The organism is Pseudomonas sp. DVZ6 (assembly GCF_024259445.1).
Taxonomy (GTDB): Bacteria; Pseudomonadota; Gammaproteobacteria; order Pseudomonadales; family Pseudomonadaceae; genus Aquipseudomonas; species Aquipseudomonas peradeniyensis.
On the sequence record NZ_JANCLM010000039.1, the window covers coordinates 40,112 to 63,637 of the forward strand.

24 protein-coding genes are annotated in these 23,526 nt (G+C 66.0%); 14 read left to right on the forward strand and 10 right to left on the reverse strand.

All coding sequences use genetic code 11. The features are described from left to right. Positions 1 to 11: 11 nt before the first annotated feature. The gene (locus NMG10_RS20845; protein ID WP_232857482.1) at positions 12 to 920 is read right to left on the reverse strand and encodes a LysR family transcriptional regulator; all 909 of its coding nucleotides are present in this window, start codon (positions 918 to 920) and stop codon (positions 12 to 14) included. Between the two features lie 94 nt (positions 921 to 1,014). Here NMG10_RS20845 and NMG10_RS20850 point away from each other — a divergent pair, with 94 nt between their 5' ends. The 9 genes from NMG10_RS20850 to surE all read left to right on the forward strand — a co-directional run bounded on the left by NMG10_RS20850 (position 1,015) and on the right by surE (position 11,179). Beyond that, positions 1,015 to 2,187, forward strand: a complete 1,173-nt coding sequence (locus tag NMG10_RS20850) for an MFS transporter (RefSeq protein ID WP_234562864.1) — start codon at positions 1,015 to 1,017, stop codon at positions 2,185 to 2,187. Positions 2,188 to 2,242: 55 nt separating this feature from the next. After that, the gene (locus NMG10_RS20855) at positions 2,243 to 3,067 is read left to right on the forward strand and encodes a hypothetical protein (protein WP_254465071.1); all 825 of its coding nucleotides are present in this window, start codon (positions 2,243 to 2,245) and stop codon (positions 3,065 to 3,067) included. A 216-nt stretch (positions 3,068 to 3,283) separates the two neighbouring features. Then, the gene (locus tag NMG10_RS20860; RefSeq protein WP_232857478.1) at positions 3,284 to 4,522 is read left to right on the forward strand and encodes an acetyl-CoA carboxylase biotin carboxylase subunit family protein; all 1,239 of its coding nucleotides are present in this window, start codon (positions 3,284 to 3,286) and stop codon (positions 4,520 to 4,522) included. An 85-nt stretch (positions 4,523 to 4,607) separates the two neighbouring features. Continuing rightward, positions 4,608 to 5,651, forward strand: a complete 1,044-nt coding sequence (locus NMG10_RS20865) for an AbrB family transcriptional regulator (RefSeq protein ID WP_203652167.1) — start codon at positions 4,608 to 4,610, stop codon at positions 5,649 to 5,651. Positions 5,652 to 5,678: 27 nt separating this feature from the next. After that, on the forward strand, positions 5,679 to 6,692 hold the full coding sequence (dmpG, locus tag NMG10_RS20870) for a 4-hydroxy-2-oxovalerate aldolase (protein WP_254465061.1): 1,014 nt from the start codon (positions 5,679 to 5,681) through the stop codon (positions 6,690 to 6,692). A gap of 15 nt (positions 6,693 to 6,707) precedes the next feature. Further along, positions 6,708 to 7,586 carry an acetaldehyde dehydrogenase (acetylating) gene (locus tag NMG10_RS20875; RefSeq protein WP_254465062.1) on the forward strand — a complete coding sequence of 293 codons (879 nt, stop codon included), beginning with the start codon at positions 6,708 to 6,710 and terminating at the stop codon, positions 7,584 to 7,586. Positions 7,587 to 7,609: 23 nt separating this feature from the next. Further along, entirely contained in the window at positions 7,610 to 8,797 is a 1,188-nt protein-coding gene (locus NMG10_RS20880; protein WP_254465063.1) for a pyridoxal phosphate-dependent aminotransferase, read from the forward strand. 54 nt (positions 8,798 to 8,851) lie between these two features. After that, a complete protein-coding gene (locus tag NMG10_RS20885) occupies positions 8,852 to 10,369 on the forward strand; it encodes an FAD/NAD(P)-binding protein (protein ID WP_254465064.1) in 1,518 nt (505 codons plus the stop codon). Positions 10,370 to 10,417: 48 nt separating this feature from the next. Then, a complete protein-coding gene (gene surE / locus NMG10_RS20890) occupies positions 10,418 to 11,179 on the forward strand; it encodes a 5'/3'-nucleotidase SurE (RefSeq protein WP_254465065.1) in 762 nt (253 codons plus the stop codon). A 29-nt stretch (positions 11,180 to 11,208) separates the two neighbouring features. Here the strand turns inward: surE and NMG10_RS20895 are convergent, their stop codons facing one another. Continuing rightward, positions 11,209 to 11,610, reverse strand: a complete 402-nt coding sequence (locus tag NMG10_RS20895) for a DUF4440 domain-containing protein (RefSeq protein ID WP_254465066.1) — start codon at positions 11,608 to 11,610, stop codon at positions 11,209 to 11,211. After that, positions 11,603 to 12,958: an MFS transporter gene (locus NMG10_RS20900; RefSeq protein ID WP_254465067.1), complete on the reverse strand. Its 1,356-nt coding sequence runs from the start codon at positions 12,956 to 12,958 to the stop codon at positions 11,603 to 11,605. Before NMG10_RS20900 ends, NMG10_RS20895 begins: the two co-directional genes overlap by 8 nt. 90 nt (positions 12,959 to 13,048) lie before the next feature. Here NMG10_RS20900 and NMG10_RS20905 point away from each other — a divergent pair, with 90 nt between their 5' ends. Further along, positions 13,049 to 13,951: a LysR family transcriptional regulator gene (locus NMG10_RS20905; RefSeq protein WP_254465068.1), complete on the forward strand. Its 903-nt coding sequence runs from the start codon at positions 13,049 to 13,051 to the stop codon at positions 13,949 to 13,951. On the opposite strand, the gene NMG10_RS20910 is transcribed toward NMG10_RS20905, so the two are convergent. Further along, positions 13,948 to 14,568 carry a TetR/AcrR family transcriptional regulator gene (locus tag NMG10_RS20910; RefSeq protein ID WP_203652183.1) on the reverse strand — a complete coding sequence of 207 codons (621 nt, stop codon included), beginning with the start codon at positions 14,566 to 14,568 and terminating at the stop codon, positions 13,948 to 13,950. The genes NMG10_RS20905 and NMG10_RS20910 overlap by 4 nt on opposite strands. A gap of 204 nt (positions 14,569 to 14,772) precedes the next feature. Beyond that, positions 14,773 to 15,366, reverse strand: coding sequence for a TetR/AcrR family transcriptional regulator (locus tag NMG10_RS20915; RefSeq protein ID WP_254465069.1), 594 nt, complete (start codon positions 15,364 to 15,366; stop codon positions 14,773 to 14,775). A 108-nt stretch (positions 15,367 to 15,474) separates the two neighbouring features. On the opposite strand from NMG10_RS20915, the gene NMG10_RS20920 reads away from it, so the two are divergent. After that, entirely contained in the window at positions 15,475 to 16,545 is a 1,071-nt protein-coding gene (locus NMG10_RS20920) for a sugar phosphate isomerase/epimerase (RefSeq protein ID WP_254465070.1), read from the forward strand. Further along, complete coding sequence (locus NMG10_RS20925; RefSeq protein WP_203652186.1) at positions 16,542 to 17,426, forward strand: alpha/beta fold hydrolase; 885 nt, start codon at positions 16,542 to 16,544, stop codon at positions 17,424 to 17,426. Before NMG10_RS20920 ends, NMG10_RS20925 begins: the two co-directional genes overlap by 4 nt. Here NMG10_RS20925 and NMG10_RS20930 read toward each other — a convergent pair. The 5 genes from NMG10_RS20930 to nhaB form a co-directional block, all read right to left on the reverse strand. Beyond that, positions 17,416 to 17,658 (reverse strand): hypothetical protein, encoded by a 243-nt coding sequence (locus NMG10_RS20930; RefSeq protein ID WP_203652189.1) that lies wholly within the window; start codon positions 17,656 to 17,658, stop codon positions 17,416 to 17,418. The two genes, NMG10_RS20925 and NMG10_RS20930, sit on opposite strands and share 11 nt — an antisense overlap. 308 nt (positions 17,659 to 17,966) lie before the next feature. Beyond that, a complete protein-coding gene (locus NMG10_RS20935) occupies positions 17,967 to 18,668 on the reverse strand; it encodes a YoaK family protein (protein ID WP_232857456.1) in 702 nt (233 codons plus the stop codon). Between the two features lie 32 nt (positions 18,669 to 18,700). Further along, the gene (locus NMG10_RS20940) at positions 18,701 to 18,964 is read right to left on the reverse strand and encodes a GNAT family N-acetyltransferase (RefSeq protein WP_269806839.1); all 264 of its coding nucleotides are present in this window, start codon (positions 18,962 to 18,964) and stop codon (positions 18,701 to 18,703) included. Next, complete coding sequence (locus NMG10_RS20945; RefSeq protein WP_232857451.1) at positions 18,961 to 19,575, reverse strand: dihydrofolate reductase family protein; 615 nt, start codon at positions 19,573 to 19,575, stop codon at positions 18,961 to 18,963. The genes NMG10_RS20940 and NMG10_RS20945 overlap by 4 nt, the downstream gene beginning before the upstream one ends. Positions 19,576 to 19,920: 345 nt before the next feature. Continuing rightward, positions 19,921 to 21,423 carry a sodium/proton antiporter NhaB gene (nhaB, locus tag NMG10_RS20950; protein WP_198743543.1) on the reverse strand — a complete coding sequence of 501 codons (1,503 nt, stop codon included), beginning with the start codon at positions 21,421 to 21,423 and terminating at the stop codon, positions 19,921 to 19,923. Between the two features lie 151 nt (positions 21,424 to 21,574). Between nhaB and NMG10_RS20955 the strand changes: the two genes are divergently transcribed. After that, entirely contained in the window at positions 21,575 to 22,387 is an 813-nt protein-coding gene (locus tag NMG10_RS20955; protein WP_028692407.1) for a crotonase/enoyl-CoA hydratase family protein, read from the forward strand. A 36-nt stretch (positions 22,388 to 22,423) separates the two neighbouring features. Continuing rightward, the gene (nudC, locus tag NMG10_RS20960) at positions 22,424 to 23,254 is read left to right on the forward strand and encodes an NAD(+) diphosphatase (RefSeq protein ID WP_232857450.1); all 831 of its coding nucleotides are present in this window, start codon (positions 22,424 to 22,426) and stop codon (positions 23,252 to 23,254) included. Positions 23,255 to 23,526: the final 272 nt, after the last annotated feature.

Here is a 23,526-nt window from a genome sequence, read left to right on the forward strand (position 1 = left end):
GAAGTTTTCGTCTACCCGGCCAGACCGCCGCGCAAGGTCTGCTCGATCACCTCGACAAACGCCCGCACCAGCGGGCTGCGCTCGTGCCTGCGGGTCAGCACCAGCAGCGGCGCGCAGGCGCCGGGCTCGGCCAGCGGCAGGTAGGACACGCCACGCCTGACCAAGGTCCGGGTGCACTGCGGCACCACCGCGACACCACGACCCGCGGCAACCAGGGCGATGATCGAGGTGATCTGCCGACCGCTTGGCGCCGGGCGCGGCGTCAGCCCGTGGCGGCGGTACAGGCCGAGGATGATTTCGTTCAAGCCCGAGCCGTAGTCCGGGGGGAAGGTGATCAGCGGCAGTTCGCCGAGCTCGGCCAGGCTGACCTGCAACTGCTGGGCGAGGGGGCTGTCGCTGGGAACGGCCGCGACCAGTGGCTCGTTGTCCACACAGATGGCCTGGACCTGAGGATCGTCACCTGATGGGCGCATGCGGCTCATGCCGATATCCAGGCGGCCTTCGATCAGTTGCGTCCACTGGGTGCTGGAAGCACCTTCCTCCACATTCAGTTGCACATCCGGGTACTTCGAGCAGAACGCCTGGATGGTATGGCTGAAGGTGTCCGACAGGGCGATCGAACTGGCGTAGCCGACCGTCAGTTGGCCGGCCGAGCCCGCCGCCAGCTTGCTGGTGATCGCCGTGGTCAGGTCGACCTGTTCGAGCACGCCGCGGGCGTAGGGCAGCAGGTGACGGCCCGCGGTGGTAAGGCTGACGTTGCGGGTGCTGCGGTCGAACAGGCGAAACCCGAGCTCCGTCTCCAGGGCCGATATCTGTCGGGTCAGCGGCGGCTGGGCCATGTGCAGGCGCGCTGCCGCTCGGCCGAAGTGCAATTCCTCGCTGACAACCAGGAAACAGCGCAGACGGCGCAAATCCATCATGTTCATCCTTGAGTATCAATCGGTCGGGAATAGGTATTGGATCCAAAGTTCGTCCTACCTTATAAACCTGTAACAATTTTTTACGAGTGTTTGTATGCGTTTTCCCGCCGATTTCCCCCGAATTGCCCTATTTCTTGGCGGATGTGCCGCATTTCTCAACCTCTATTCCACCCAGGGCCTGCTCACGGAACTGACCCGGGCTTTTCCGGTAACGCTGCGCCAGGCCAGTTGGAGCATTACCGTGACCATCCTCGCCGTGGCCTTGACCGCGCCTTTTGTCGGCTGGCTGACGGCACGCGGCGAACAGCACCGGGTCATCGCCGGGGCGGCGCTGTTGCTGGCGCTGCCTGCATTGTTGGCGGCGTGGGCGGGCAGCTATGGCGAATTCCTGCTGTGGCGTTCGGTGCAGGGGATGTTCATCCCGATGGTGTTCGCCACCAGCGTGGCCTACATCGGCGTGCGCTGGCAGGGCGGTGCTGTGACCGAAATGACCAGCGTCTATGTTGCCGGCACGATCTTCGGCGGTTTCTGTGGGCGTTTCCTCACCGGTCTGGTCACCGAGCTTGCCGACTGGCGCGTGGCATTGACGGTCCAGGCGGGGCTCAGCCTGGCGGTCGCGCTGGGTATCGCGCTGCTGTTGCCGCGCAATCCACCCGCAGCCAGGCGCGAGCCGCTGGCGCTTGGCGAACTCGCCAGCAGGCCATTGCTGGGGGCCTATGCCGTGGGGTTCTGCGTCTTGTTTGCCCAGGTCGCGACCTTCACCTATGTCGGCCTGCACCTGAGCGAGGCCCCGTTTGCCCTGGGTACCGCCGCGCTGGGTGCCATCTACGCCGTGTTCCTGCTGGCGCTGGTGGTGGTGCCGCTGGCCGGGCGCCTGAGCAAGGCGCGGCCCCATGCCGACCTGGTGCGGGTAGCCGGTTGCCTGGGCATCGCCGGCTCGGCCCTGACCCTGTCCGCGTCGCTGTGGTTGATCGTGCTGGGCCTGGCGCTCAGCTCCACCGGCGTGTTTCTCGCCCAGGCCGCTGCCAATGCCTTCATCACCGCCCAGGCGCCACGGCAGAAATCCGCCGCGGTCGGCCTGTACCTGAGCTGCTACTACCTGGGTGGCAGCTTCGGCGCCTTCGTGCCCGGCGGGCTGTGGGAACGCTGGGGGTGGGGCGGCTGCGTCGCCCTGATCGTGGTGTTCCAGCTGCTGCCGCTGCTGATCGCGCGGGGCAGCTGGCGGGTGGCGCCGGTCCGTGGGCCGGCGGTCCAGCCATTGCAATGAATCGCTTCCTCAACGCGCTACATCATCATCCAACAAGGAAAAGAGTGAGATGACCGTGAGTAACTTGCCGACCGTGCACAGCCAGTTGCTGTATGTGATTGAACCGGTGTTGCAGGAGATGCCTGCCGGTGTGCTGAAACAGGCGCTATGGGATGAGTTCCGCAACCAGGAGGCCGCGCTGGTCGACATCGAGCAGGCGTTCCAGGTGCTGACTTCGCGGCGCCATGGCGCCGCGGCGTTGCGCAAGTTCTTCGCCAGTTGGTCGAAGACCAACAATTCAGCCGCCAGCGTCTCCGGCCTGGCCAATCGCCTGACCCTGCTGGTGCGTTCCGAGCAGGGCAGCGCCGCGGCGCAGCAGATCTACCAGGTGTGTGGCAGTCTGCAGCGGATCACCGACGAGGACCTGGGGGCGCTGGGCAACACCTTGCATGCCGACCTGTTCTACAACATGGCCACGCCCCTCTGCGGCGACGACCAGTGGTTGCTCAAGGAAAACTGCCTGCCGTCGGCGCAGGCGTTCAAGGACTGGACCGATGCCCGCCGCCTGCGTGATCGCGACCTGCTCCAGGGCCTGCTGACCACGCTGGTGCATGAGGTCTACACCCACGGTGAGGTGGAGTACATCCATCCGCTGTACACCCGCTGGTTCGAGCGCGACATGGGTGTCCCGCCCGAGCAGGTGCGCAAGACCGTGGCCTGGGTCACCGTGCATACCGGGGGGACCGAGAGCAATCATTTCGCCCACGCGGTCGAGGCGGTCGAGGCCTTCGTCAAGGCCATGGGCATCGCGGTGGACAGGACCACGGCCCGTGAAGTCTTTGCCCAGTACCTGCAGCGCAAGGCCGAGGTGATGCGCGACTGCGCCGCCTGCCTGATCTGACCGGCTGAATCCTGCGTGAAAGTCGCCTGCCATGTTCCCCGACATGGCAGCGCTTTCGCGCGCCTTGCAAACCGCCTGCGCGGGCAAGGCGAGGAGTATCAATAACGACTGAATCGGTATTGGCATCGGCCACCGACTCCTCAGCAGAATCATTGGTGAGCCTGGCCCTGATGCCTGGTCACTTTCTGACTCATGTAAGCACGCAAGGAACGCCCCATGCAGCTGATCGTCTTCTGTCCCCCCAAGATCATTCTCCAGCACAGCGCGCAAAGCTGGGCCGACGCGCTAGGGCCGGGAGGCATGCTGCTGAGCTGCAACTCCCGCGCCCAGGAAATCACCGCGCACCTTGGCGAACAGGTGGCGTACCGGTTGTTCGACTATTTCAACGACAACGCGCTGGTCGAGGTGGATGTCCATGACATGGCCCGCGAGATGCGCGATCCGCTGTGCGTGGCACTGGCCGAGATCGACGTGCTGCGGGTGGCGCGCATCAATGACCGACTGGGTGTCAGCCAGGGCGCCGAGGGGCGCGCGATGTTCTATCGCGACAAGTTCTTCATGAAGCAGCGGGCCCGCGACCGTGGTTTCGCCGTCGCCGACATGGCGCCGCTGACCCACGCCACCGGGGCGATCCAGTTCAGTGAGCAACACGGCTTCCCGGTGGTGGTCAAACCGCGCGATGGTCGTGGCTCGAACGGCGTGGAAGTGCTCAGGGACCTGCCGCAGCTGCGCCAGTGGCTGGCCGCGCGCGGCGCCACCACTTTCCACAACCTGATGATCGAGCGCTATGTGCGGGGCAGCCACTACATCGTCAACGGCCTGTACATCGACGGCAAGCCGATCCTGGTGTCGCCGGTACGGGTGATGACCTCGGCGCTGGACTTCCTCGGCGGCAAGGCCCACGACCTGCACATGCTCGATGCCGGCAATCCGATGCGCGACAAGCTGGTGCGCTACGCCCGCGCGCTGGTCGAGGACGTGTTGCCTTCCGAGCCGACCCTGCTGTTCCACCTCGAACTGTTCGTCACCGACGCGGGCGAGATCGTCCTGTGCGAAATCGCTTCGCGGCTGGGCGGGGTGTTCTTCAACCAGGAGATCAGCCATGCCTGGGGCCTGGACCCGCGCATGAGCTTCCTGCGCGCGCTGCGCGATCCCGAGTATCGTCCGGCGGCCATGATCGAGCCGCGGCAGATGGTCGGGCACATCAGCATTCCACCGCGGGTCGGCCTGTTGCGCGAGGTGCCGAGCGACTGCCCGCTCGACGGCGTGCTGGAGTACCGCATCTCGGCGAGCCGGATGACCGCCTACCGGTCGATGGAGTTCACCAACTCGGAAATCCTCAACGCCATCGTCGCCGGGCGCAACGAGCGTGAACTGCAATTGCGCCTTGGCGAAGTCGAGCGCTGGTTCCACGAAAGCTGCGACTGGGCGGGCAACGAAGCGGCCGCCGTCTAGCCGCTGATCCGTCCCGTTCCTCCATCACTTTTGCTGACCGTGCCGCCAGTCGGGACGGTCATGCCTGCAGACAGGTGACGATGCCATGAAACCTTTGATCGAGAGCCTCATCCCCATTCCGGTCGCGGCCCTGGGCGCCTGGCTGGGATTTCTCACCGGGCTGCCGCTCGGTGAACTGATCGGCGCCATCTGCGCGGTCACGGCGCTGAGCAAGTGGGGCGTGCGCATGCGCATGCCGTTTCCGTTCGTGGCCACCGTGCAGTTGCTGCTCGGCATCAGCGTCGGCTCCACGGTCACCGCCTCGATGATGCACGAGCTCACCGACGTCAGCATCCTGCTCGGGCTGCTGGTGTGCATGACCACGCAGATCCTGGTGGGCTACAACTGGCTGCGACGCATGGAGAAGTGGGGCCATATCGAAAGCCTGCTCAGTGCCATCCCGGGCGCCATGGCGGCGGTGATGACGGTGTCGGGGGAAGAGGGGCCGGCCTCCGGACGCATCGCCTTCGTGCACATCGTCCGCCTGCTCGCGCTGTTGCTGGTGGTCACCCTGATCGCCGGTGGCCATGGCGACAGCGCGGCGCATGCGGCCGGAACCCTGGGCGACTACCTGCGCATCGTGCCGGTCGCGGTCGTCGCGGTCGTTGCCGGCTACTTGCTGGAACGTCTGGACGTGCCTGCGCCCTACATGCTGACCGGGCTGGTGTGCGCCGCCGCGGTGAACATCGGCATGCCCCAGTTCAACCTGCATGTGCCCGACCCGGTGGCGATGGTGGCGTTGATCCTGCTGGGCGGCTTGATCGGCATCCGCCTGCGCGACATCACCCTGGGGGACGTGCTGCGATACGTGCGTGCTGGCCTGGTGGTGACCACGCTGACGTTCTGCACCACCTTGCTGGTGGCCGCGCTCGCCGCCCAGATCACCGGCAAGCCCTTCCTGGCGCTGTTCATGTCCTGGGTGCCGGGCGGTGTCGAGGTGATGACCGCGGCAGCCCTGTTGCTCAAGCTCGACCCTGCCTTCGTCATGCTCAACCACGTGGTGCGCATGTCGATCATCCATATCTCGCCGGCGTTCCTGCCCAAGCGGCTGCTCCAGCCCGAGCCGGCTGCCGACGCTCCACGCAACTGAACCTTCGATCACAAGGACTCGATCTCGATGACCGCTGCAATCGCCATTCATGATCCGACCCTGCGCGACGGCAACCATGCCGTTTCCCATTCGTTGAGCCTGGAGGATATCGCCGCCTATTGCCGTGCCGTAGACGGCTGCGGCCTGAGCGTGGTCGAGGTGGGCCACGGCAACGGCCTGGGGGCATCGTCCCTGCAACTGGGCCTGGCCCGCCACGCTGACACCGAGATGCTCGAGACGGCGCGTGCCAACCTCAGTCGCACGCGCCTGGGCATCCATATGATTCCAGGCTTCGCCAGGCTCGACGATATCGATACCGCCTTGCGGATTGGTGTCGAGGTGTTGCGCATCGCCTCCCATTGCACCGAGGCGAGCGTGACCGAAAGCTATATCGAGCATGCCCGCGGCAACGGCGCCTATGTGCATGGCGTACTGATGATGTGCCACATGGCCAGCCCCGAGCGGTTGCTCGAGGAGGCATCGAAACAACAGGGCTATGGTGCCAACGCCATTGTGCTGATGGACTCGGCGGGCCACCTCGATCCGGACAGCACCCGTGAGCGTATTGCCTTGCTCAGCAGCGAACTGTCGATTCCGGTGGGCTTCCATGGCCACAACAACCTGGGCCTGGCCATCGCCAACTCGCTGGCCGCGGTCCAGGCCGGGGCGACCATCGTCGACGGCTGCATGCGCGGCTTCGGCGCCGGCGCCGGCAACACCCAGCTGGAGACCTTGTGCGCGGTGCTGGAGCGCTACCGCTTCGCCACCGGCGTGGACATCTTCGCCCTGTGCCGCGCCATCGAGCAGCTGGAGAGCATCGCCCCGGTCAGCACGCCCACGGTCGTCAAGACCGCCAACCTGATCAGTGGCCTGTATGGCGTGTGCAGCGGTTTCGAGAAACATGTCGCGCGCGCCGCCAGCGAGTTCGGCGTCGAACCACGGCGAATCTATGAAGCCCTGGCCGAGTGCAATGCGGTGGCCGGCCAGGAAGACCTGATCATCTCGGTGGCCAGCCGCCTTTCCCAACCTTCCGTTGCCTGACCCTGGAGTGCATTCATGTCCCTGAAAACCGCCATCATCGGCAGCGGCAACATTGGCTGCGACATCCTGTGCAAGGTCCTGGCCCACCCGGACCTGGACTGCACGCTGGTTGCCGGACGTTCCCCGCACTCCGCGGGCCTGGCCTTCGCCCGGGAGCGCGGGGTCGCCACCACCGCCGATGGCATCGACGGTCTGTTCGCCCGGATCGGCGAGTTCGACCTGGTGTTCGACGCCACCTCGGCCGCCGACCATGAGCGCCACGCGCCACACCTGATCGAGGCCGGCAAGGTGATCATCAACCTCACCCCGGCGGCCCTGGGTCAACTGTGCGTGCCTTCGCTCAACGGCCTGGAGCTGACCGGGGCGAGCAACGTCAACATGATCACCTGTGGGGGGCAGGCCTCGATTCCGCTGGCCGCCGCCATCGCCCGGGCCAACCCGGGGGTGCGCTACATCGAGGTGGTGTCGTCGATCAGCGCCGAAAGCGCAGGCCCCGCCACCCGCCGCAACCTGAGCAACTACATCACCACCACCGAACAGGCGTTGCGGCGCTTCACCGGCTGCGCTCAGGTCAAGGCGATCCTCAACATCAACCCGGCCAAGCCCAATGTCTACATGCAGACGGCGGTCTCGGCACTGATCGCCCAGGCCGACCTGGCCGCCACCCGTCGCGAGGTGGAGCGGGCCGTGGCGCTGGTGCGCGAGGCCGTGCCGGGCTACGAGGTGATCGTCGACCTGCATTACAGCGAAGGTCGCCTGTTCACCATGGTGCGGGTCGAGGGGGCGGGGGACTACCTCGATCCGAGTGCCGGCAATCTCGACATCATCACTGCGACGGCCACCCACATGGCCGCGCTCATGGCGCGTGGCCGCATGGCCGTGCGCGCCGCCTGAAACGGACTTCTGGAGAATCCTGCATGCCTACGCTTTCAGCAGACCTGGAATTCGCGCGATTCTGTCCGATCCTCGGGGTGGCGCAGAAGGTCAGGGAGGCGCCGCAGCCGGTCATCGACCTGGGTGTCGGCGTGCCCGGCTTCCTGCCGGCGCCCCATATCGTCGAGGCGGCAGTGCGGGCGGCCCACGAGGACACCGGCGGCTATGGCGCCAGCCGTGGCGATCCGGCATTGCTCAAGGCCTACCTGGGTTACCTGCGGCGTCTTGGCCACATGCATTTCGACGAACGCAACCTGGTCGCCGGCCTCGGCGCCAAGCACCTGCTGTTCAGCGTGCTGCGGGCGATCATCCGCCCGGGCGACAAGCTGCTGGTGTCGACCCCGTGCTGGCCGACCTACTTCGATATCGCCGATCTGGTCGGGGCGGGTGTTGTCGATGTGCGCTGCACCGCGCAGAGCGGCTACAAGATGTCCCCCCAGGCCCTGGAACAGGCGCTCGACGAACAGGTGCGGGTGGTGCTGCTCAATTCACCCGGCAACCCTACGGGCGCCGTGTACTCGGTCGAGGAGCTCCAGGGGCTGGCGCAAGTGCTGCGCAAGCATGACGTCTGGATCATTTGCGATGACGTCTACCAGCGCTTCGTCTACGACATGGACCGCTGTCCCGACCTGCTGACGGTAGCGCCGGATCTCGCCGGGCGCATCATCAAGATCGACAGCGTCTCCAAACTCTATGGCATGCCGGGGTGGCGGGTCGGCTTGCTGGCGGCGGACCGGCGGATCGCCGACGCGGTCACCACGCTCAACTCCAACTCGATCTCCAACCTGCCGGCCCCCGCGGCGGCGGCGGCAACGGCGGCACTCGACGGTGACCAGGCGTTCTCCATCGCCGCCCGGCAGCGTCTGGCCGGGCAGCGCCAGGCCTTGCTCGAGGTGCTGCGCGGTACGCCGTTGCTGCGCTTTTGCGAGCCGGCCGGGGCGTTCTACCTGTTCCTCGATATCGGCCAGGCGCTGGGCCGGTCGTTCCGCGGGCAGGTGATCAGTGATGACGAGTCGTTCTGCGACGTACTGCTCAGGGACTTCGGCGTTGCCCTGATTCCCGGCAGTTTCTTCGGCGCGGCGGGGCATGCCCGGCTGTCGTATTCCGGCGAAGCCGGCAACGTCCTGGGCGGTGCCGAGCGCATCAAGGCCTTCCTGGGCGAGCTCGCCTGAGGCTGGAACGCAATCCGTGGACAGGGACGCATTACTGGAGAGGGACGCACGTTGATGAAAAACACCTTTGCAATCGTCGGCTGCGGCGCGACGGCCATCGCCTTCCTGCAACGCCATCTGGACCGCGTGGCCGCCGGCAGCGCGCCGGCCGGCGTCATCCACCTGTTCGAGAAGCGGGATGATTTCGGGCGCGGCGCGGCCTACGAGGCCGACCTGGAGAGCAACCTGCTCAACACCAGGACCGGCCTCATTACGCCATACCCGCATCTGCCCGGGCATTTCCTGCAGTGGTTGCAGCAGAGCCCGCAGGCCTGGCGCCGCGCGTACCCCGATTTTCGTCCCGAGGCGGACGGTTTCGCGCCTCGGGCCCTGTTCGGCATCTACCTGCAGCATCAGCTCAAGCAGATCGTGCTGCGCGGCGCGACCCTGGGTTGCCAGTTGGTGCAATTGCACGCGGAGGTCTGCGCCATCGACCTGATCGATGGCGTGGAAACCCTGCGCACCCGCTGCGGCCTCAGCCTGCCGACCGGCAAGGTCGTGCTGTGTTGCGGACCGTTGGGCAAGAAGCCGGAGCCGTCCGGCGACCCGCGGGTGCTGGATACGCCGTATCCGGTTTCCCGCCTGCTGCGCGTGGTGGCGCCCCACGAGCGGGTGGCGGTGGTCGGCGCACGGCTGAGCGCCATCGACACCGTCATAGCCCTGATCGAGCGGGGGCATAGAGGCCCCATCCGCATGCATTCGCGCAGTGGCTACTTTCCCGTGGTGCGGGGTACCCAGGAGCCGGTCACGCTGCGCTACCTCACCCGCGAAGGCCTCCATGCGCTGGTGGCGCAGAACGGCCGCCTGCAGATCAGCGACCTGGTCGGCCTGTTCCGCAAGGAACTGGCTTTCCAGGAGCCGGGCAAGGCCAGCGCGGTGATCCCCATGCCCGCGCCGCCGGCCGACATCGCCGGTTTCATCGAGGCTGAACTCGAGCATGCGCGCTCACCACGGACCTGGCAGGCGATCCTCTATGCCACCAACGGTTTCGTCGAAGACATCTGGCAGGCACTGGACGATGCCGCGCAGGCGCGCTTCCTGCGCGAGTACTTCAGCTTTTTCATGGCCTATCGGGTCTCCATCCCGGCGCAGAATGCGCGCAAGATCCTCAGCTACCTGCGCAGTGGCCAACTGGAGTTCGTCGCCGGGTCATTCGCCGCGCCGCAGCAGGGCGGCGACGGGTTGGTCGTGCAGGGCAGCGGCTGGCGCCATGTCTACGACCGGCTGATCCATGCCATCGGCTCTCCGCGCGACGCCGGCCTGCTCGACTCGCCGTTGCTCGCCACGCTGCTGGAAAATGGCACGGTGACCCGCCACCCGCAGGGGGGGATCTGCATCGACCCGACGAGCTATCGCGTGCAGGGCCGGACTGGCAGCACCCGGCAGATCCATGCGGTGGGCGAGCTGACGGTTGGCCAGTTCTTCTTCACCTCCGCGTTGGACATCAATGGTCGCCATGCCGCCAGCTGCGCCGATGGGCTCGACTGGAAGCAGGGCGTGCGCACCATCGGGCGTGTGGAGGAGCATGTCTGAGCTATCGTTGCCGGGGCACCTTTGACCGGCAACTTCACAGGATGAACCATGACCTACCGATTCGAACGCATTCTGTTGACCAACGACGATGGCATCGACGCGCCCGGCCTGGCCGTGCTGGAACAGGTGGCGGCACGGCTGGCCAGGGAGGTGTGGGTGGTGGCGCCGCACCGCGACCAGAGCGGCACTTCCCATTCGCTGAGCCTGCACGCCCCGCTGCGGGTCAGCAACCATGGCGAGCGGCGCTTCGCCGTCACCGGCACGCCGGGTGACTGCGTGGCGCTGGCGCTGGGGCATCTGCTCAAGGACGCCAGGCCTGACCTTGTGTTATCCGGTATCAACCGTGGGGCGAACCTGGGCACTGAAACCGTATTCTCCGGAACGGTCGGCGCGGCGATGACCGGGCTGCTGCTGGGGGTACGCTCGATCGCCCTCAGCCAGGCCTACAGCGACCGCGACGCGGTGCCCTGGGACATCGGCCTGAACCTGGCGCCCGAGGTGATTCTCGGCGTGCTGGACATGCCGTGGCCGGTCGATGCCTGCCTCAACGTCAACTTCCCTGATTGTGCCCTGAAGGCTGTCCGGCCGTTGAAGGTGACGCGCCAGGGTGTCGGGCCGTTGAACAGCGTCTCGGTGCGTACCGAGGTCGACCCGCGACACTTCGAGTACCACTGGTTGCAGCTGAACAATCACCGCACCGAGGATGAGCCCGGCAGCGAAATGGCGGAACTGGCGCGTGGCCATGTCACGGTGACGCCGTTGCAGTTCGAGCGTACCCACGACGCTGTGGAACCGTCCTTGTCTGGTTGACTGGCGCGGGACCGCAGACGCGCAATCGCCTAGGCAATCGCGGTTTCATGCAGGCAGCGCCACACCACCCCGCGGTCGCTGCATTCGAGCAACGCCAGCGACCAGCGCGCCTGCGCCATGCCCTGCGAATGGTGGGTTTCCTTGTAGCGCATCGCCACATTCAATCCGGCCTGCCACACCACTTGCACATCGCTGACGGTGATCTGCAGGCCTGGCCGGGTCCCGGCGGCCCCCTTGAACAACTGTTCGACCTGCTGGCGGGAGACCTGCGTGCCTGTCGTACCAACCATGCTGAAATCATCGGCGAACACCGCCATCAACCCACCGAGCACCGACTGGGTTTCGGCCACCGGGCGAGTGAAGACCATCTGGATCAGTTCATGGACGTGGTGAATGCTGCGTTCGGCGCGGGCAATCGCGTGTTCAGGCATGGGCGTGGTTCTCCTTGGGCAGTGTGTTCAGTGCCAGCAGTGGCGTCAGCCCCAGCAACGCGGCCAGGGTGAAGGTCAGGTGATAGGCTGCGGGTGGACTCAGGCCCACCAGCAACAGGTTGAAGATCATCAGCAGCAAGGCGGCCCCAATGCTGAAAGCCATCTGCCGATTGAGGTTCCACAGCACGCTGGCCTGCTGCATCCGCTTGCCGCTGAAGTCGAGCAGCGCGGTGGTCTGGGCGGTGTTGGCGCCGATGCCGCCGCCAATGCCCATGAGGCCATAGGCCGCAATCAGCACGGCGCTATCGGTCTGCGCGTCGACCATCACCAGCAGGCCGATACCCAGGCTGTGCAGGAGCAGGCCGAGCAGCAACAGGCGGGCGGCACCGACGCGGTTGTAAAGCCGGCCGGCCAGCAGCATGGCGGCGAAGGCCCCGGCGGCATAGACCAGCATGAACAGGCCGGTGGCCTGGGCGCTCAGGCCCAGCACGTCCTGCAGGTAGAAGATGTTCAGCAGGTTGACCCCGGTGAACACCCCAGGGATCGCATGGTAGACCTGCATCGAGACCCGCAGGCGAGGGCTGCCGAGCAGTTTCAGCTCGATGATGCCCCCGGCCGAGCGTTGGTAGTGAGCGCGGTACAGCAGGGCGCAGGACAAGCCGGCCAGCAGGCAGGCGCTGGCCAGCGCGACACCATGGCCGGCGCCGTACAGTGACAGGCCCAGCAGCAGGCAGGCGAGGGCGGCGCTGACCAGCAGCAATCCCTTGAAGTCCGGGCGCGGCGCTGCCGGGCCTGGTGTCTGGTCAATCCAGGCCCAGGCCAGCGCCGCCGTCAGCAGGGCCAGCGGAATGTTGCAGTGGAAGACCCACGGCCAGCGGCCATGGTCGACAATCATCCCACCCAATGTGGGCGACAGCGCCGGTGCCAGCAGCGCCACGGCCATCACCAGGGTGGACACGCGGGCGCGCTCCGGGCCCTGGAACCGCTCGAAAGTCAGCGCCTGGCCCACCGGAATCAGCAAACCACCGGCCATGCCCTGGAGCAGGCGCCAGGTGATCAGCGCGGCGAAACTTGTGGCTTCGCCGCAGCCCCACACGGCCACGCTGAACCCCAGCATGGCGGCACACAGCAGCCGCCGCGCACCCCAGCGGCTTGCCAGCCAGGTGCTCACCGGCACGGCCAGGGTCAGCCCGAGCATGTAGGCATTGCCGACCCAGGCGCTGCTGGCATTGCCAATGGCGAACTCGGCCGCGATCCGCGGCAACGCCACGGTCGGCATGAACAGGTTGATGCAGTCGATGAAGAAGCCCATCAGGAAGATCGTTGCCACGCGATACCGGTACGTCATTGCCACTCCTTTTCGGCGCGCAGCGTAGGTGCCGTGGACTGTCCCTGTCGATGTCGCTACCCTTGAAACTCTGTTTGATGGAAGTGAACAATGCCGCGCACGGCCCTCCACACCCAGCTCAACCGGGTGCAGACGTTTCTGGCGGTGGTCGATTTCGGCTCCTTCACCAAGGCGGCGGATTTTCTCGGCATCAGCAAAGCCATGGCCAGCCAGCACGTCAAGGCACTGGAGCAGGCCCTGGGGGTGACGCTGCTGGCGCGCAGCACCCGGGCCATCGCCCCGACCGAAACCGGCCAGGGTTTCTACGACGATTTCAAGGTGATCGTCAGCGATGTCGAGGGCGCCTTCGACAGTGTGCTGCGTCGGCACAACGGCGTATCGGGCAGGCTGCGCATCAGTACCACCGGGGAGTACGGCGAGCGCTTCATCCTGCCGCTGATCCCGTTGTTCGCCGAGCGCTACCCGGCGCTGTCGATCAGTTACGAGACCGATTCGTCGCTGAGCGACCTGATTGCCGAGCGGCTCGACCTGGTGGTGCGCCTCGGTGCCCTGACCGACTCGAACCTGCGCAGTCGCAAGCTGGCCGACTACGACATTCTGCTGGTGGCCTCACCGGCGTTTCTTGCCCGCCATGTAATCGCCCAACCCGCGGACCTTGCGGATGTGCCCTGGATCGCCAACAGCAACCTGCGCAGCCCGACCAGCTGGACCTTGCACGGCGCGCGGACGGGCAGCGCGAGCGTGGTGGGCAGGGCGGCCTACCAGTCCAATGCGTCCCACGCCATCCGCGCGATGGCCTGCGCCGCGCTGGGAGTGGCGGTGCTGCCTGCCTGGCTGGTCGAGGAGGATCTGGTCGCCGGCAAGTTGCGGCGGGTGTTGCCGGACTACAGTCTGCCGGCGCAGCCGATCAGCGTGGTCTACCCCAACGGCAACCATGTGCCGCACAAGACCCGGGTGTTCATCGACTTCCTGTGTGAGCACCTGGGGCGCTAAGGCTCCAGGCCGATACCGCGCAGGATGACGCCGGTGACGGTCTGCACCGCTTGCTCGAACGCCAGGTCGGACAGCGGCTCGCCGCCATTGAGCAGGTTGACCTGGTAACCGAAGTCGGCGTAGTGCTGGGTCGCGGCCCAGATCATGTACAGCAGCGCCGACGGCTCCACTGGCAGGATGCGCCGGTCCGCGACCCAACTGCGGATCTTCGCCTCCTTGAGCTGCGCCCAGGGCACCAGGATGTCGTCCAGGCTGGCGCCGAGCAGCGGGGCGCCATGGAGCATCTCCTCGGCCCAGATCTTCGAGCCCAACGGCCTTGAGCGCGAGTGTCCCATCTTGGCGCGGATGTAGCTGGTCAACACCACCCGCGGGTCGTCGAAGTGCTCGAAGCACAGGGCGTCCTGCTTCCATACATCCAGCAGGTCCTGCAGCACGGCGCGGTACAGCTCGTCCTTGGTGCTGAAGTAGTAGTGCAGATTGGAGCGCGGCAGTTGCGCCAGCTCGGCGATATCGCCCATGGAAGTGGCGCCGTAGCCCTTGTCGGCGAACACCTGCTCGGCGGCTTGCAGGATCTTCTCGACATTGCGCCGGCGGATCTCGATCTTGTGGTTGGCCATGGGCTGTCCGTGGTGACCTGAACAGGGCAAGGCTAACAGCTTTGCCGTGCCCGAGGTAAACGGCCGTGCGCGATCCCTGTAGGAGCGGCCTCGTGCCGCGAAAGGGCCGCAGAGCGGCCCCGGCAATTTCGGCTGCGAAGCTGAAATCCTGGGGCCGCTACGCAGCCCTTTCGCGGCACGAGGCCGCTCCTACAGGTGAGCGCGTCAGCCCTGGGTGTTCGGCAGCAGGGTCAATGCCTGGCGGCTTGCGTCGCGCAGGTCGTGCGCGGGTACGCCGTCGCGGGCCTGCACGGAAATGCCGTGGAGGAAGGTGGCATAGAGGTGGCCGAGTGCCTCGACCTGCGTGTCGGCCGGCAGTTGCCCTTGTTCACGGGCCAGACGCAGGCGCTCGACGATCGACTCGGTGCGTTGCCGGCGGTGCCCGGACAACCACTGCTGGACGGCCAGGTTGTCCGGCGCCACGCCGCTGGCGGCGCTGACCACCAGGCAGCCCCTGGGCTCGTCGGCGCGGGTGTAGGTGCTGATGGCGTCCTCGAACATCCGCGCCAGGGCCTGGTGGATGTCCGGCAGGGCCAGGGCGCGGTCGGCGAAGCCGCCCTCGGCTGACTCGTACAAAGCCACGGCCTCCTCGAACAGTTGCTGCTTGCTGCCGAAGGCCGCGTAGATACGTGCGGAGGCAATGCCCAGCGCGGATACCAGGGCCGACATCGAGGTGCCCTCGTAGCCATGCTCCCAGAACAACCGCATCGCCTTGCGCAGCGCCTGTTGCTTGTCGAATTCCCGAGGTCGCCCTGCCATCGCTCGTCTGCCTGATTACGCAAAACGCGCATTCTAGCCAATTTGCGATTGACGGGAAGCGTCGTTCGATTCTATTGTTTGTCGATCGACAAATAATGAGATCGCATTATGAGAACACTCAAGGGACCCAGCCTGCACCTCGCGCAGTTCAGCAGCGAAAAACCGCCGTTCGACAGCCTGGACAGTATTGCCGATTGGGCGGCGGGGCTTGGCTTCAAGGGGCTGCAGGTACCGGCCTGGGATGCCCGGCTGTTCGACCTGGAACTGGCCGCGCAGAGCACGGGCTACTGCGATGAGATCAAGGGGCGACTGGCCGAGCGCGGCTTGCAGGTCAGCGAGCTGACCACCCACATGATCGGCCAGCTGGTCGCCGTGCATCCGGCCTACGATCCGATGTGCGATGCCTTTGCCCCGGCCGCGCTGGCCGGACACCCGGCGCAGCGCACCGCCTGGGCGATCGAACAGATGAAGCTGGCGGCGCGGGCCAGCCGCAACCTGGGGCTGGATGATATGGGCACGTTCTCCGGCGCGCTGGCCTGGCCCTACCTGTTCCCGTTCCCGCAGCGTCCCCAGGGCCTGGTCGAGGCCGCCTTCGAGGAACTGGCGCGGCGCTGGCGGCCGATCCTCGACTGCTGTGACGAGCAGGGCGTCAACCTGTGCTTCGAGATCCACCCGGCCGAGGACCTGCACGACGGCACCAGCTTCGAGCGCTTCCATGCCCTGGTGGGGGAGCACACGCGTTGCCGCATCCTCTTCGACCCCAGCCATTTCGTCCTGCAGCAGCTCGACTACCTGGCCTACCTGGACCTTTACCACCCGTTGATCCGCATGTTTCACGTCAAGGATGCCGAGTTCAATCCGAGCGGCCGGCAGGGTGTGTACGGTGGTTACAGCGACTGGACCGAACGTGCCGGGCGCTTCCGCTCGCTGGGCGATGGCCAGGTGGATTTCAAGGCGATTTTCTCCAAGCTGGCGCAATACGACTTCGCCGGCTGGGCAACCCTGGAGTGGGAATGCTGCCTGAAGAACCAGGAGGACGGCGCCCGTGAAGGCGTCGAGTTCATCAACCGCCATATCATCCAGGTCACCGACCAGGTGTTCGATGACTTCGCCGGCGCGCCGATCGACGCCCGGCAGATCCAGCGCATGCTCGGCATCGACAAGGAGGTACGGGTATGAGCCTCTCCGTCGAGTCCTTGGGCGATGCCTTCGAGCATGTCTATGTGCAGGTACAGGGCCAGCGTCTGCACTGCGTCGTGGCCGGTGCGGGCGAGCCGGTGCTATTGGTACCGGGCTGGCCGCAGACCTGGTACGCCTGGCGCCATGTGCTGCCGATTCTGGCCGCGCGCGGCTTTCGCGCCATCGCCATCGATCCGCCGGGCCTGGGGGATTCGGACCGTCCCGAGCAGGGCTACGACACCGGCAACGTCGCCCGCGTGCTGCACGCCGCCATGACCCGACTGGGGCATGAGCGCTACCACCTGGTCGGCCACGACGTGGGGATGTGGGTCGCCTATGCCATGGCCAGCGACCTGCCGCAGGCGGTCCGTTCATTGACGGTGGCCGAGGCGGTGATTCCCGGGCTGGCCGAGGCGCCGCCGATCTTCGTGGCGCCGCAGGAGAACATCTTCCTCTGGCATTTCCTGTTCAACCAGGTGCGCGACCTGCCGGAGTTCCTGATCGCCGGGCGTGAGGAGGGTTACCTCAACTTCATGTTCGATCGCTGGGCGGTACGCCGCCACGCGGTGGCGGCGGATGTCTATATCCGCGCCTACGCCTCGCCGGGCGGAATGCGGGCGGGCTTCGCCTATTACCGGGCGATCCCCGAGACCATCCGGCAGAACCGCGAGCGGGCCAAGCGTCCGCTGCCCATGCCGGTGCTGGCGATCGGTGCCGAGCACGCCACGGCCGATGCGCCACTGCTGACGATGCAGGGGCACGCCGACTCGGTGCGCGGCGTGATCCTGCCGGGTTGCGGGCATTTCGTGATGGAGGAAGCGCCGGTGTCGTTCAACGAGCACCTGCTGGCGTTCCTGGCGGAGGTCGAGCTCAGCCGCTGATCGCGGTCCTGGCCGTGGCGGCGTCGGTCACCACCTGTGGGTGGCCGGCGCGCGACACAGCCAGTTTGCGCTGCTCGTATTCCTCCAGACTCAGGCCCTGACGCTGCAATGCTTCGAGTTGCAGCTGGCGGGTTTCCTCGGCGGTATAGGGGCGCAGCTCGGGATGACTGGCACAGCCGCTCAGCACGGCGATGGCCAGTGCAGCGAGGAGGAGGCGGGCGGTGGTGTTCATCGGGGCGGTTCCGTGAGCCTGGGATTCGAGGGTGTCGAATCGATGAGCTCAGGTTATGGGCCACGTTGACGCTTTGGAAATTGCTGCGCTCGATAGTGATTATCGAAGCATACGCATATCCTGCAGGTATGGGCCTGCGCTGTTTGGTTCTTCCTCATCGCCAGCCCTTTCAAGGTGTGAGAATTGGCGTCCGGCTTGGCCTTGCCGAGGCGTCGGACCGGCCGGAAAGGGTCGCAAAGCGACCCCGGCAATCTTGAATTCGAGCGGTCATATCCCCCGAAACGCGAAAACTTTGAAAGGGGTGGTCCTCAACGCGGCATGTAGCCCAGTTGCCAGGCCCGCGGAATGAACACCGTCACCAGCGCCAGCAGACAGGCCAGGCCGCAACTGGCCGCCAGCGCCTGCAAGCCGAGCCGCTGCTGCAGCCAGGCGCCGAGCGCGGCGCCCAGCAGCATGCCGCTCCAGGGCACCAGTTGCACCCGCCAGCCATCGCGCCGCTCACCCAGCAGCCAGCGCCCAAGGCCACGGCCGAAGCGTGACAGCGCGCCAGTGACGTAGGTCAGGCCGATCGGCAGGCCGTTCACCTGCTCGACCACGGCATTGAGCATGCCCATGGCCAGGGTGGCCGCGATCAGTGCGGGGAAGGTGATCGACGCCGGCCAGACTGCGGCGAATGCCAGCAGGGTGGCGACGATCAGCAGCAAGGGTGCGGCGCGCCGGTTCAGGCGCCGGGCCAGCAGGACACCCAGGGTGTTGCCCAGCACGAAACCGAGGATCGCCAGGGCCAGGCGCAGGATCAGCGCCAGGTCAGCCTGGCTGATGGCAACCGCCAGGCGCGTGGTGTTGCCGCTCATGAACGAGACGAAGTCCCCCAGCGCCAGCAGGCCGATGGCATCGGTCATGCCGGCCAGCACCGACAGCCCGGCCACCAGCCCCAGGCCGACCCGCCCGCGCAGGGCCTGCAAGCGAACGCGGCGGGCACTGTGCTGGGAGGAAGCGGTGGGCAGCATGGGACGGGTCTCCGGGGCAGGGGGCTCTGATCTTATACCCGGGCCATGGCCTTGCGCATGGGGACGCAGGACAGTTCGAGGCCAAAGGGCGATTGGTAGGTCGATAGCGCGTCGCCGACGTAGCCGCAGCGGCGATAGAACGCGGCGGCGTTGAGGGTGGCATCCAGATGGACCGTTTCCAGGCCTTCGGCCCGGGCGATGCCTTCGAGGTGTTCGACCATCCTGCGGGCGATGCCCCGGCCCTGCTCGGCTACGGCATCATGGCTTCGCCCGCCTGCTCGACTGACCGGGTTCAGAACGAACCCGTCTGCACCTCGCCGCTACGCACGTAATGCGCCAGCAGTACCCCATTGGGCGTGCTGCTCGATTCCACCAGCTTGAAGGCTGCGGCCTGTGCATCGTCACCGAACAGGCGCTTGCCGCGTCCCAGCAGCAAGGGATGGATCAACAGGCGCAGCTCGTCCACCAGCCCGGCCGCCAGCAGCTGGCGTACCAGTTCACCGCTGCCCTGGGTCAGCAGCGCCGGGCCGGTCTGTTGCTTGAGCGTGCGTACTGCCCCCGTCACATCGGCGCCCAAGGGGTGGCTGTTTTGCCAGTCGATGGATTCGGGGCGGTGGGTGGCGACATGCTTGGCCACGCCATTGAACAGGTCGGCCAATGGACGATCCGGCGCATCGGGCACGACTTCTGGCCAGAACCCGGCGAAGATGTCATAGGTGCGCCGCCCCAGCAGCAGTTCGAACGGTTGGCTGAACAAGGTCTGCATGGCCTGGCCGAAGGCCTCGTCCGCCAATGGCGGGATCCAGCCGCCATGGGTGAAGCCGCCGCTGGTGTCCTCCTGCGGACCGCCAGGGGCCTGCATGACGCCATCGAGGGTGATGAAGGCGGCGACGATGAGCTTGCGCATGGGATGAGTCTCCTCGGGTGGGTGTGCTGGATAGTCGAACGGGGTTGGCGAGAATCGACAGCAGTGCTGAACGATAGTCAGGGTTCGACGGGTAGGTGCACGGGAGGAGAGAAAGCAGGGGCGGGATATGCGTTCGTCTGTAGGAGATCGCCCAGCCCTTTGGGGCTGCGCTGTCGCGCAGGGAACTGAGTTCGCGGGTAGCCCGCGCGCCCTGTGGGAGCGGGTTCACCCGCGAACACCGGCGCAGCCGGTGCCAGGCACGGTGTTGGATTCTTCGCGGCTAAAGCCGCTCCCACAGGGTCCTGCTAAATCAATGAGTTATGTTCAGTTCCATAGGAGCGGCTACTACAGCCAGTAGGTCACCGCCCACCAGCCCAGGCCACCCATGACCACGGTGTAGGGCAAGGCCATCCACACCATGCGTCCATAGGACAGTCGCACCAGCGGCGCGATCGCCGAGGTCAGCAGGAACAGGAACGCCGCCTGGCCATTGGGCGTGGCCACGCTGGGCAGGTTGGTGCCGGTGTTGATCGCCACCGCCAGGGTCTCGAAGTGCTCGCGGCTCATCGCGCCATTGACGAACGCCTGCTTGACCTCGGTGATGTAGATGGTGGCGACGAACACGTTGTCGCTGATCGCCGACAGCAGGCCGTTGGCCAGGTACAGCATGCCTGGCTGCTGCTCGCTGGGCAGGGCCAGCACCCAGGCGATCAGCGGGCTGAACAGCTGCTGCTGGTGGATCACCGCGACCACGGCGAAGAACACCACCAGCAGCGCGGTAAACGGCATGGCGTCCTGGAACGCGCGGCCCAGGCGGTGTTCGTCGGTGATGCCGGTGAAGGCGGTGATCAGCACGATGACCATCAGGCCGATCAGGCCGACCTCGGCAATGTGCAGGCCCAGGCAGACGATCAGGATCAATGCGGCCAGGCCTTGCACCACCAGGGCGACGCGCTGGGCCGGGGTACGCGCGGCGTCGTCCTCGGCGGCGTAGGCGGCCAGCACCTGGCGCACGCGTTCGGGCATCAGCGTGCCGTAGCCGAACAAGCGCAGCTTCTCCAGCAGCACGCAAGTCACCAGACCCGCCGCCAGCACCGGCATCGACACTGGCGCGACCTTGAGGAAGAAGTCGGCGAAGTGCCAACCCATTTCATGGCCGATCAGCAGGTTTTGCGGCTCGCCCACCAGGGTGCACACGCCGCCCAGCGCCGTGCCCACCGCACCGTGCATCAGCAGGCTGCGCAGGAAGGCGCGGAATTGGTCGAGGTCGTCACGGTGCAGTTGTTCGACCTGGTGATCGCTGTCCAGCGCCGACTCCTCCCGTGGGTTGGTGCCCGAGGCGACCCGGTGGTAGACGGCATAGAAGCCCACCGCAGCGCTGATGATCACCGCGGTCACGGTCAGGGCGTCGAGGAACGCCGAGAGAAACGCCGAGAGCACGCAGAACAGCAGGCTAAGTATCGCCTTGGAGCGCACCCCCAGCAGGATCCGCGAGAATAGATACAGCAGCAGCTCCTTCATGAAGTGAATGCCGGCGACCATGAACATCAGCAGCAGGATCACCGGGAAGTTGTGCTGCAGCTCTTCGTACAGGGCCTCGGGCGTGGTCATGCGCAGCAGCAGCGCCTCGACCAGCAGCAGGCCGCCGGGCATCAGCGGGTAGCACTTGAGCGCCATCCCCAAGGTGAAGATGAACTGGATCACCAGCACCCAGCCGGTGACCACCGGGCCAAGGGTCGCCAGCAGCAACGGGTTGAGGACCAGGAACAGGCAGATGACGGCCTTGTACCAACGCGGCGACTGGCCCAGGAAGCCGTGGGCGAGGGCGCCGGTCAGGGAACGGGACATGAATTTGTATCCTTTTGATTCAGCAGTGGCGCAAGGTGCCGCATCGCGCCTCGGGGTGCAAGTCATCCAGTCCGGCTTTTGGCACATGTGCAGCCTTGCGGGTGCGCTAAGATCCGGCGTTGTGAATCCTTTTCCCACAGGAGTGCCGCTCGTGACCGAATACACCGCGTTCAAGGTCGAACTGACCGACAACATCGCCCACGTGCAGATCAATCGCCCGGACAAGATCAACGCGATGAACGCCGCCTTCTGGGAAGAGCTGGTCGAGATCTTCCAGTGGATCGACGACACCGACGCGGTGCGCGTGGTGGTCATCAGTGGCGCCGGCAAGCACTTCTCCTCCGGCATCGACCTGACGATGCTGGCCACCCTGGCGCAGCAACTGGGCAAGGACGTCGGCCGCAACGCCCGGGTGATGCGCCGCACCATCCTGCGCCTGCAAGGCTCGTTCAACGCCGTGGACAACTGCCGCAAGCCGGTGCTGGCGGCGATCCAGGGCTACTGCATCGGCGGCGCCATCGATATGGTCTCGGCCTGCGACATGCGCTACTGCGCCGCTGACGCGCAGTTCTCGATCAAGGAGATCGACATGGGCATGGCCGCCGATGTCGGCACCCTGCAACGTTTGCCGCGTATCATCGGCGACGGCATCATGCGCGAGCTGGCCTACACCGGCCGCCGGGTCGATGCCCAGGAGGCGCTGCGCATCGGCCTGGTCAACCGCGTCTATGATGACCAGGCGGCGCTGCTCGACGGGGTCTTTGCCATCGCCCGCGAGATTGCCGCAAAATCGCCGATCGCCGTGGCCGGCACCAAGGAGATGATCAGCTACATGCGCGACCATCGCATCGACGATGGCCTGGAGTACATCGCCACCTGGAACGCGGCCATGCTGCAGTCCGAGGACCTGCGCGTGGCCATGGCCGCGCACATGAGCAAACAGCAACCGACGTTCGCCGACTGACTGGACAGTGGCGGGCGCCATCAAGGGACCCGAACCATGTCAGCACGCTGGACAACCGCAGTACTCGACCCGCAGATCACCGGGGGGCTGGCCGTCGCCCGCAGCCCGGAGGGGTTCCTGGTGGACGCCAACGGCGCGCTGTTTCCCCGCGACTGGCTCAAGCGCCAGGACCTTGATGTGCTGTGCGAGCATGGTATCGGCCATTTTGATGGCCAGCCGGTGTTCCTGCTGGAGCTGCGTGGTGCCGGTGAGGTGCCGGGGTGTCACTGGCAGGGGCTGCGCCGGTTCATGCTTGAGGGCGACTTCGACACCTACAAGGTACTCGGGTACGCCGCGCAAATCGGTACCTGGGCTCGCGAGCACCGTTTCTGCGGCAGTTGCGGGCAGGCCATGACGCAGATTCGCTGGGAGCGGGCGATGTACTGCCAGCCGTGCGACTTGCGCAGCTATCCGCGGATTTCACCGAGCATGATTGTGTTGATTACTCGTGGCGACGAGGTGCTTTTGGCCCGTTCGCCGCGCTTTGTCACCGGGGTCTATAGCACCCTGGCGGGATTCGCGGAGCCTGGGGAGTCGGCCGAGGACTGCCTGGTGCGCGAGGTGCGTGAAGAGGTGGCGGTGGAGGTCAGGAACATCCAGTACGTTGGTAGCCAGTGCTGGCCGTTTCCGCATTCGATGATGCTGGGGTTTCATGCCGAGTACGCTGGGGGGGAGATTGTCATGCAGGCGGATGAGATCGAGGATGCGCGGTGGTTCAATGTGCATGAATTGCCGCCTTTGCCGGCGGGGCGGTCGATTGCTCGGTATCTGATTGATTTGTATGTTGCTCGGCGGTTGGGGTTGTCTGAGCCGGTTTTGCCTGTCTGAGTTGGTTTTAGTTGGGTTGGTTGGTTTTGGAAGTTGTATGCGCATTCATTTGTGATGTTGACGCTTATTCACCTTTCCGCCCTTACGGCGGGTTACTTTGGTCTTAACTCGCCGTCCGCGGCCAAAGTAACCAAAGCCGTTGCGCTCCGTTCATCCGGCCCTGCGCTTCGCTCCGGGTTCCCTCACTCCGGCCTTGCTCCCGGGAGGACCGCGCTGCAGGGCCCATCCTGGGCCCCAGCGCTTGACGGGCATCCATGCCCGTCACCTCCCTC

Bases quoted from the DNA above. Each gene is read 5' to 3' on its own strand.
- NMG10_RS20900 (WP_254465067.1), bottom strand. From the start codon at position 12,958: ATGACGTACCGGTATCGCGTGGCAACGATCTTCCTGATGGGCTTCTTC.
- nhaB (WP_198743543.1), bottom strand. From the start codon at position 21,423: ATGTCCCGTTCCCTGACCGGCGCCCTCGCCCACGGCTTCCTGGGCCAG.
- NMG10_RS20935 (WP_232857456.1), bottom strand. From the start codon at position 18,668: ATGCTGCCCACCGCTTCCTCCCAGCACAGTGCCCGCCGCGTTCGCTTG.
- NMG10_RS20850 (WP_234562864.1), top strand. From the start codon at position 1,015: ATGCGTTTTCCCGCCGATTTCCCCCGAATTGCCCTATTTCTTGGCGGA.
- NMG10_RS20865 (WP_203652167.1), top strand. From the start codon at position 4,608: ATGAAACCTTTGATCGAGAGCCTCATCCCCATTCCGGTCGCGGCCCTG.
- NMG10_RS20880 (WP_254465063.1), top strand. From the start codon at position 7,610: ATGCCTACGCTTTCAGCAGACCTGGAATTCGCGCGATTCTGTCCGATC.
- NMG10_RS20895 (WP_254465066.1), bottom strand. From the start codon at position 11,610: ATGCCTGAACACGCGATTGCCCGCGCCGAACGCAGCATTCACCACGTC.
- NMG10_RS20920 (WP_254465070.1), top strand. From the start codon at position 15,475: ATGAGAACACTCAAGGGACCCAGCCTGCACCTCGCGCAGTTCAGCAGC.
- NMG10_RS20845 (WP_232857482.1), bottom strand. From the start codon at position 920: ATGATGGATTTGCGCCGTCTGCGCTGTTTCCTGGTTGTCAGCGAGGAA.
- NMG10_RS20910 (WP_203652183.1), bottom strand. From the start codon at position 14,568: ATGGCCAACCACAAGATCGAGATCCGCCGGCGCAATGTCGAGAAGATC.
- NMG10_RS20885 (WP_254465064.1), top strand. From the start codon at position 8,852: ATGAAAAACACCTTTGCAATCGTCGGCTGCGGCGCGACGGCCATCGCC.
- NMG10_RS20860 (WP_232857478.1), top strand. From the start codon at position 3,284: ATGCAGCTGATCGTCTTCTGTCCCCCCAAGATCATTCTCCAGCACAGC.
- NMG10_RS20875 (WP_254465062.1), top strand. From the start codon at position 6,708: ATGTCCCTGAAAACCGCCATCATCGGCAGCGGCAACATTGGCTGCGAC.
- NMG10_RS20930 (WP_203652189.1), bottom strand. From the start codon at position 17,658: ATGAACACCACCGCCCGCCTCCTCCTCGCTGCACTGGCCATCGCCGTG.
- NMG10_RS20905 (WP_254465068.1), top strand. From the start codon at position 13,049: ATGCCGCGCACGGCCCTCCACACCCAGCTCAACCGGGTGCAGACGTTT.
- nudC (WP_232857450.1), top strand. From the start codon at position 22,424: ATGTCAGCACGCTGGACAACCGCAGTACTCGACCCGCAGATCACCGGG.
- surE (WP_254465065.1), top strand. From the start codon at position 10,418: ATGACCTACCGATTCGAACGCATTCTGTTGACCAACGACGATGGCATC.
- NMG10_RS20945 (WP_232857451.1), bottom strand. From the start codon at position 19,575: ATGCGCAAGCTCATCGTCGCCGCCTTCATCACCCTCGATGGCGTCATG.
- dmpG (WP_254465061.1), top strand. From the start codon at position 5,679: ATGACCGCTGCAATCGCCATTCATGATCCGACCCTGCGCGACGGCAAC.
- NMG10_RS20915 (WP_254465069.1), bottom strand. From the start codon at position 15,366: ATGGCAGGGCGACCTCGGGAATTCGACAAGCAACAGGCGCTGCGCAAG.
- NMG10_RS20925 (WP_203652186.1), top strand. From the start codon at position 16,542: ATGAGCCTCTCCGTCGAGTCCTTGGGCGATGCCTTCGAGCATGTCTAT.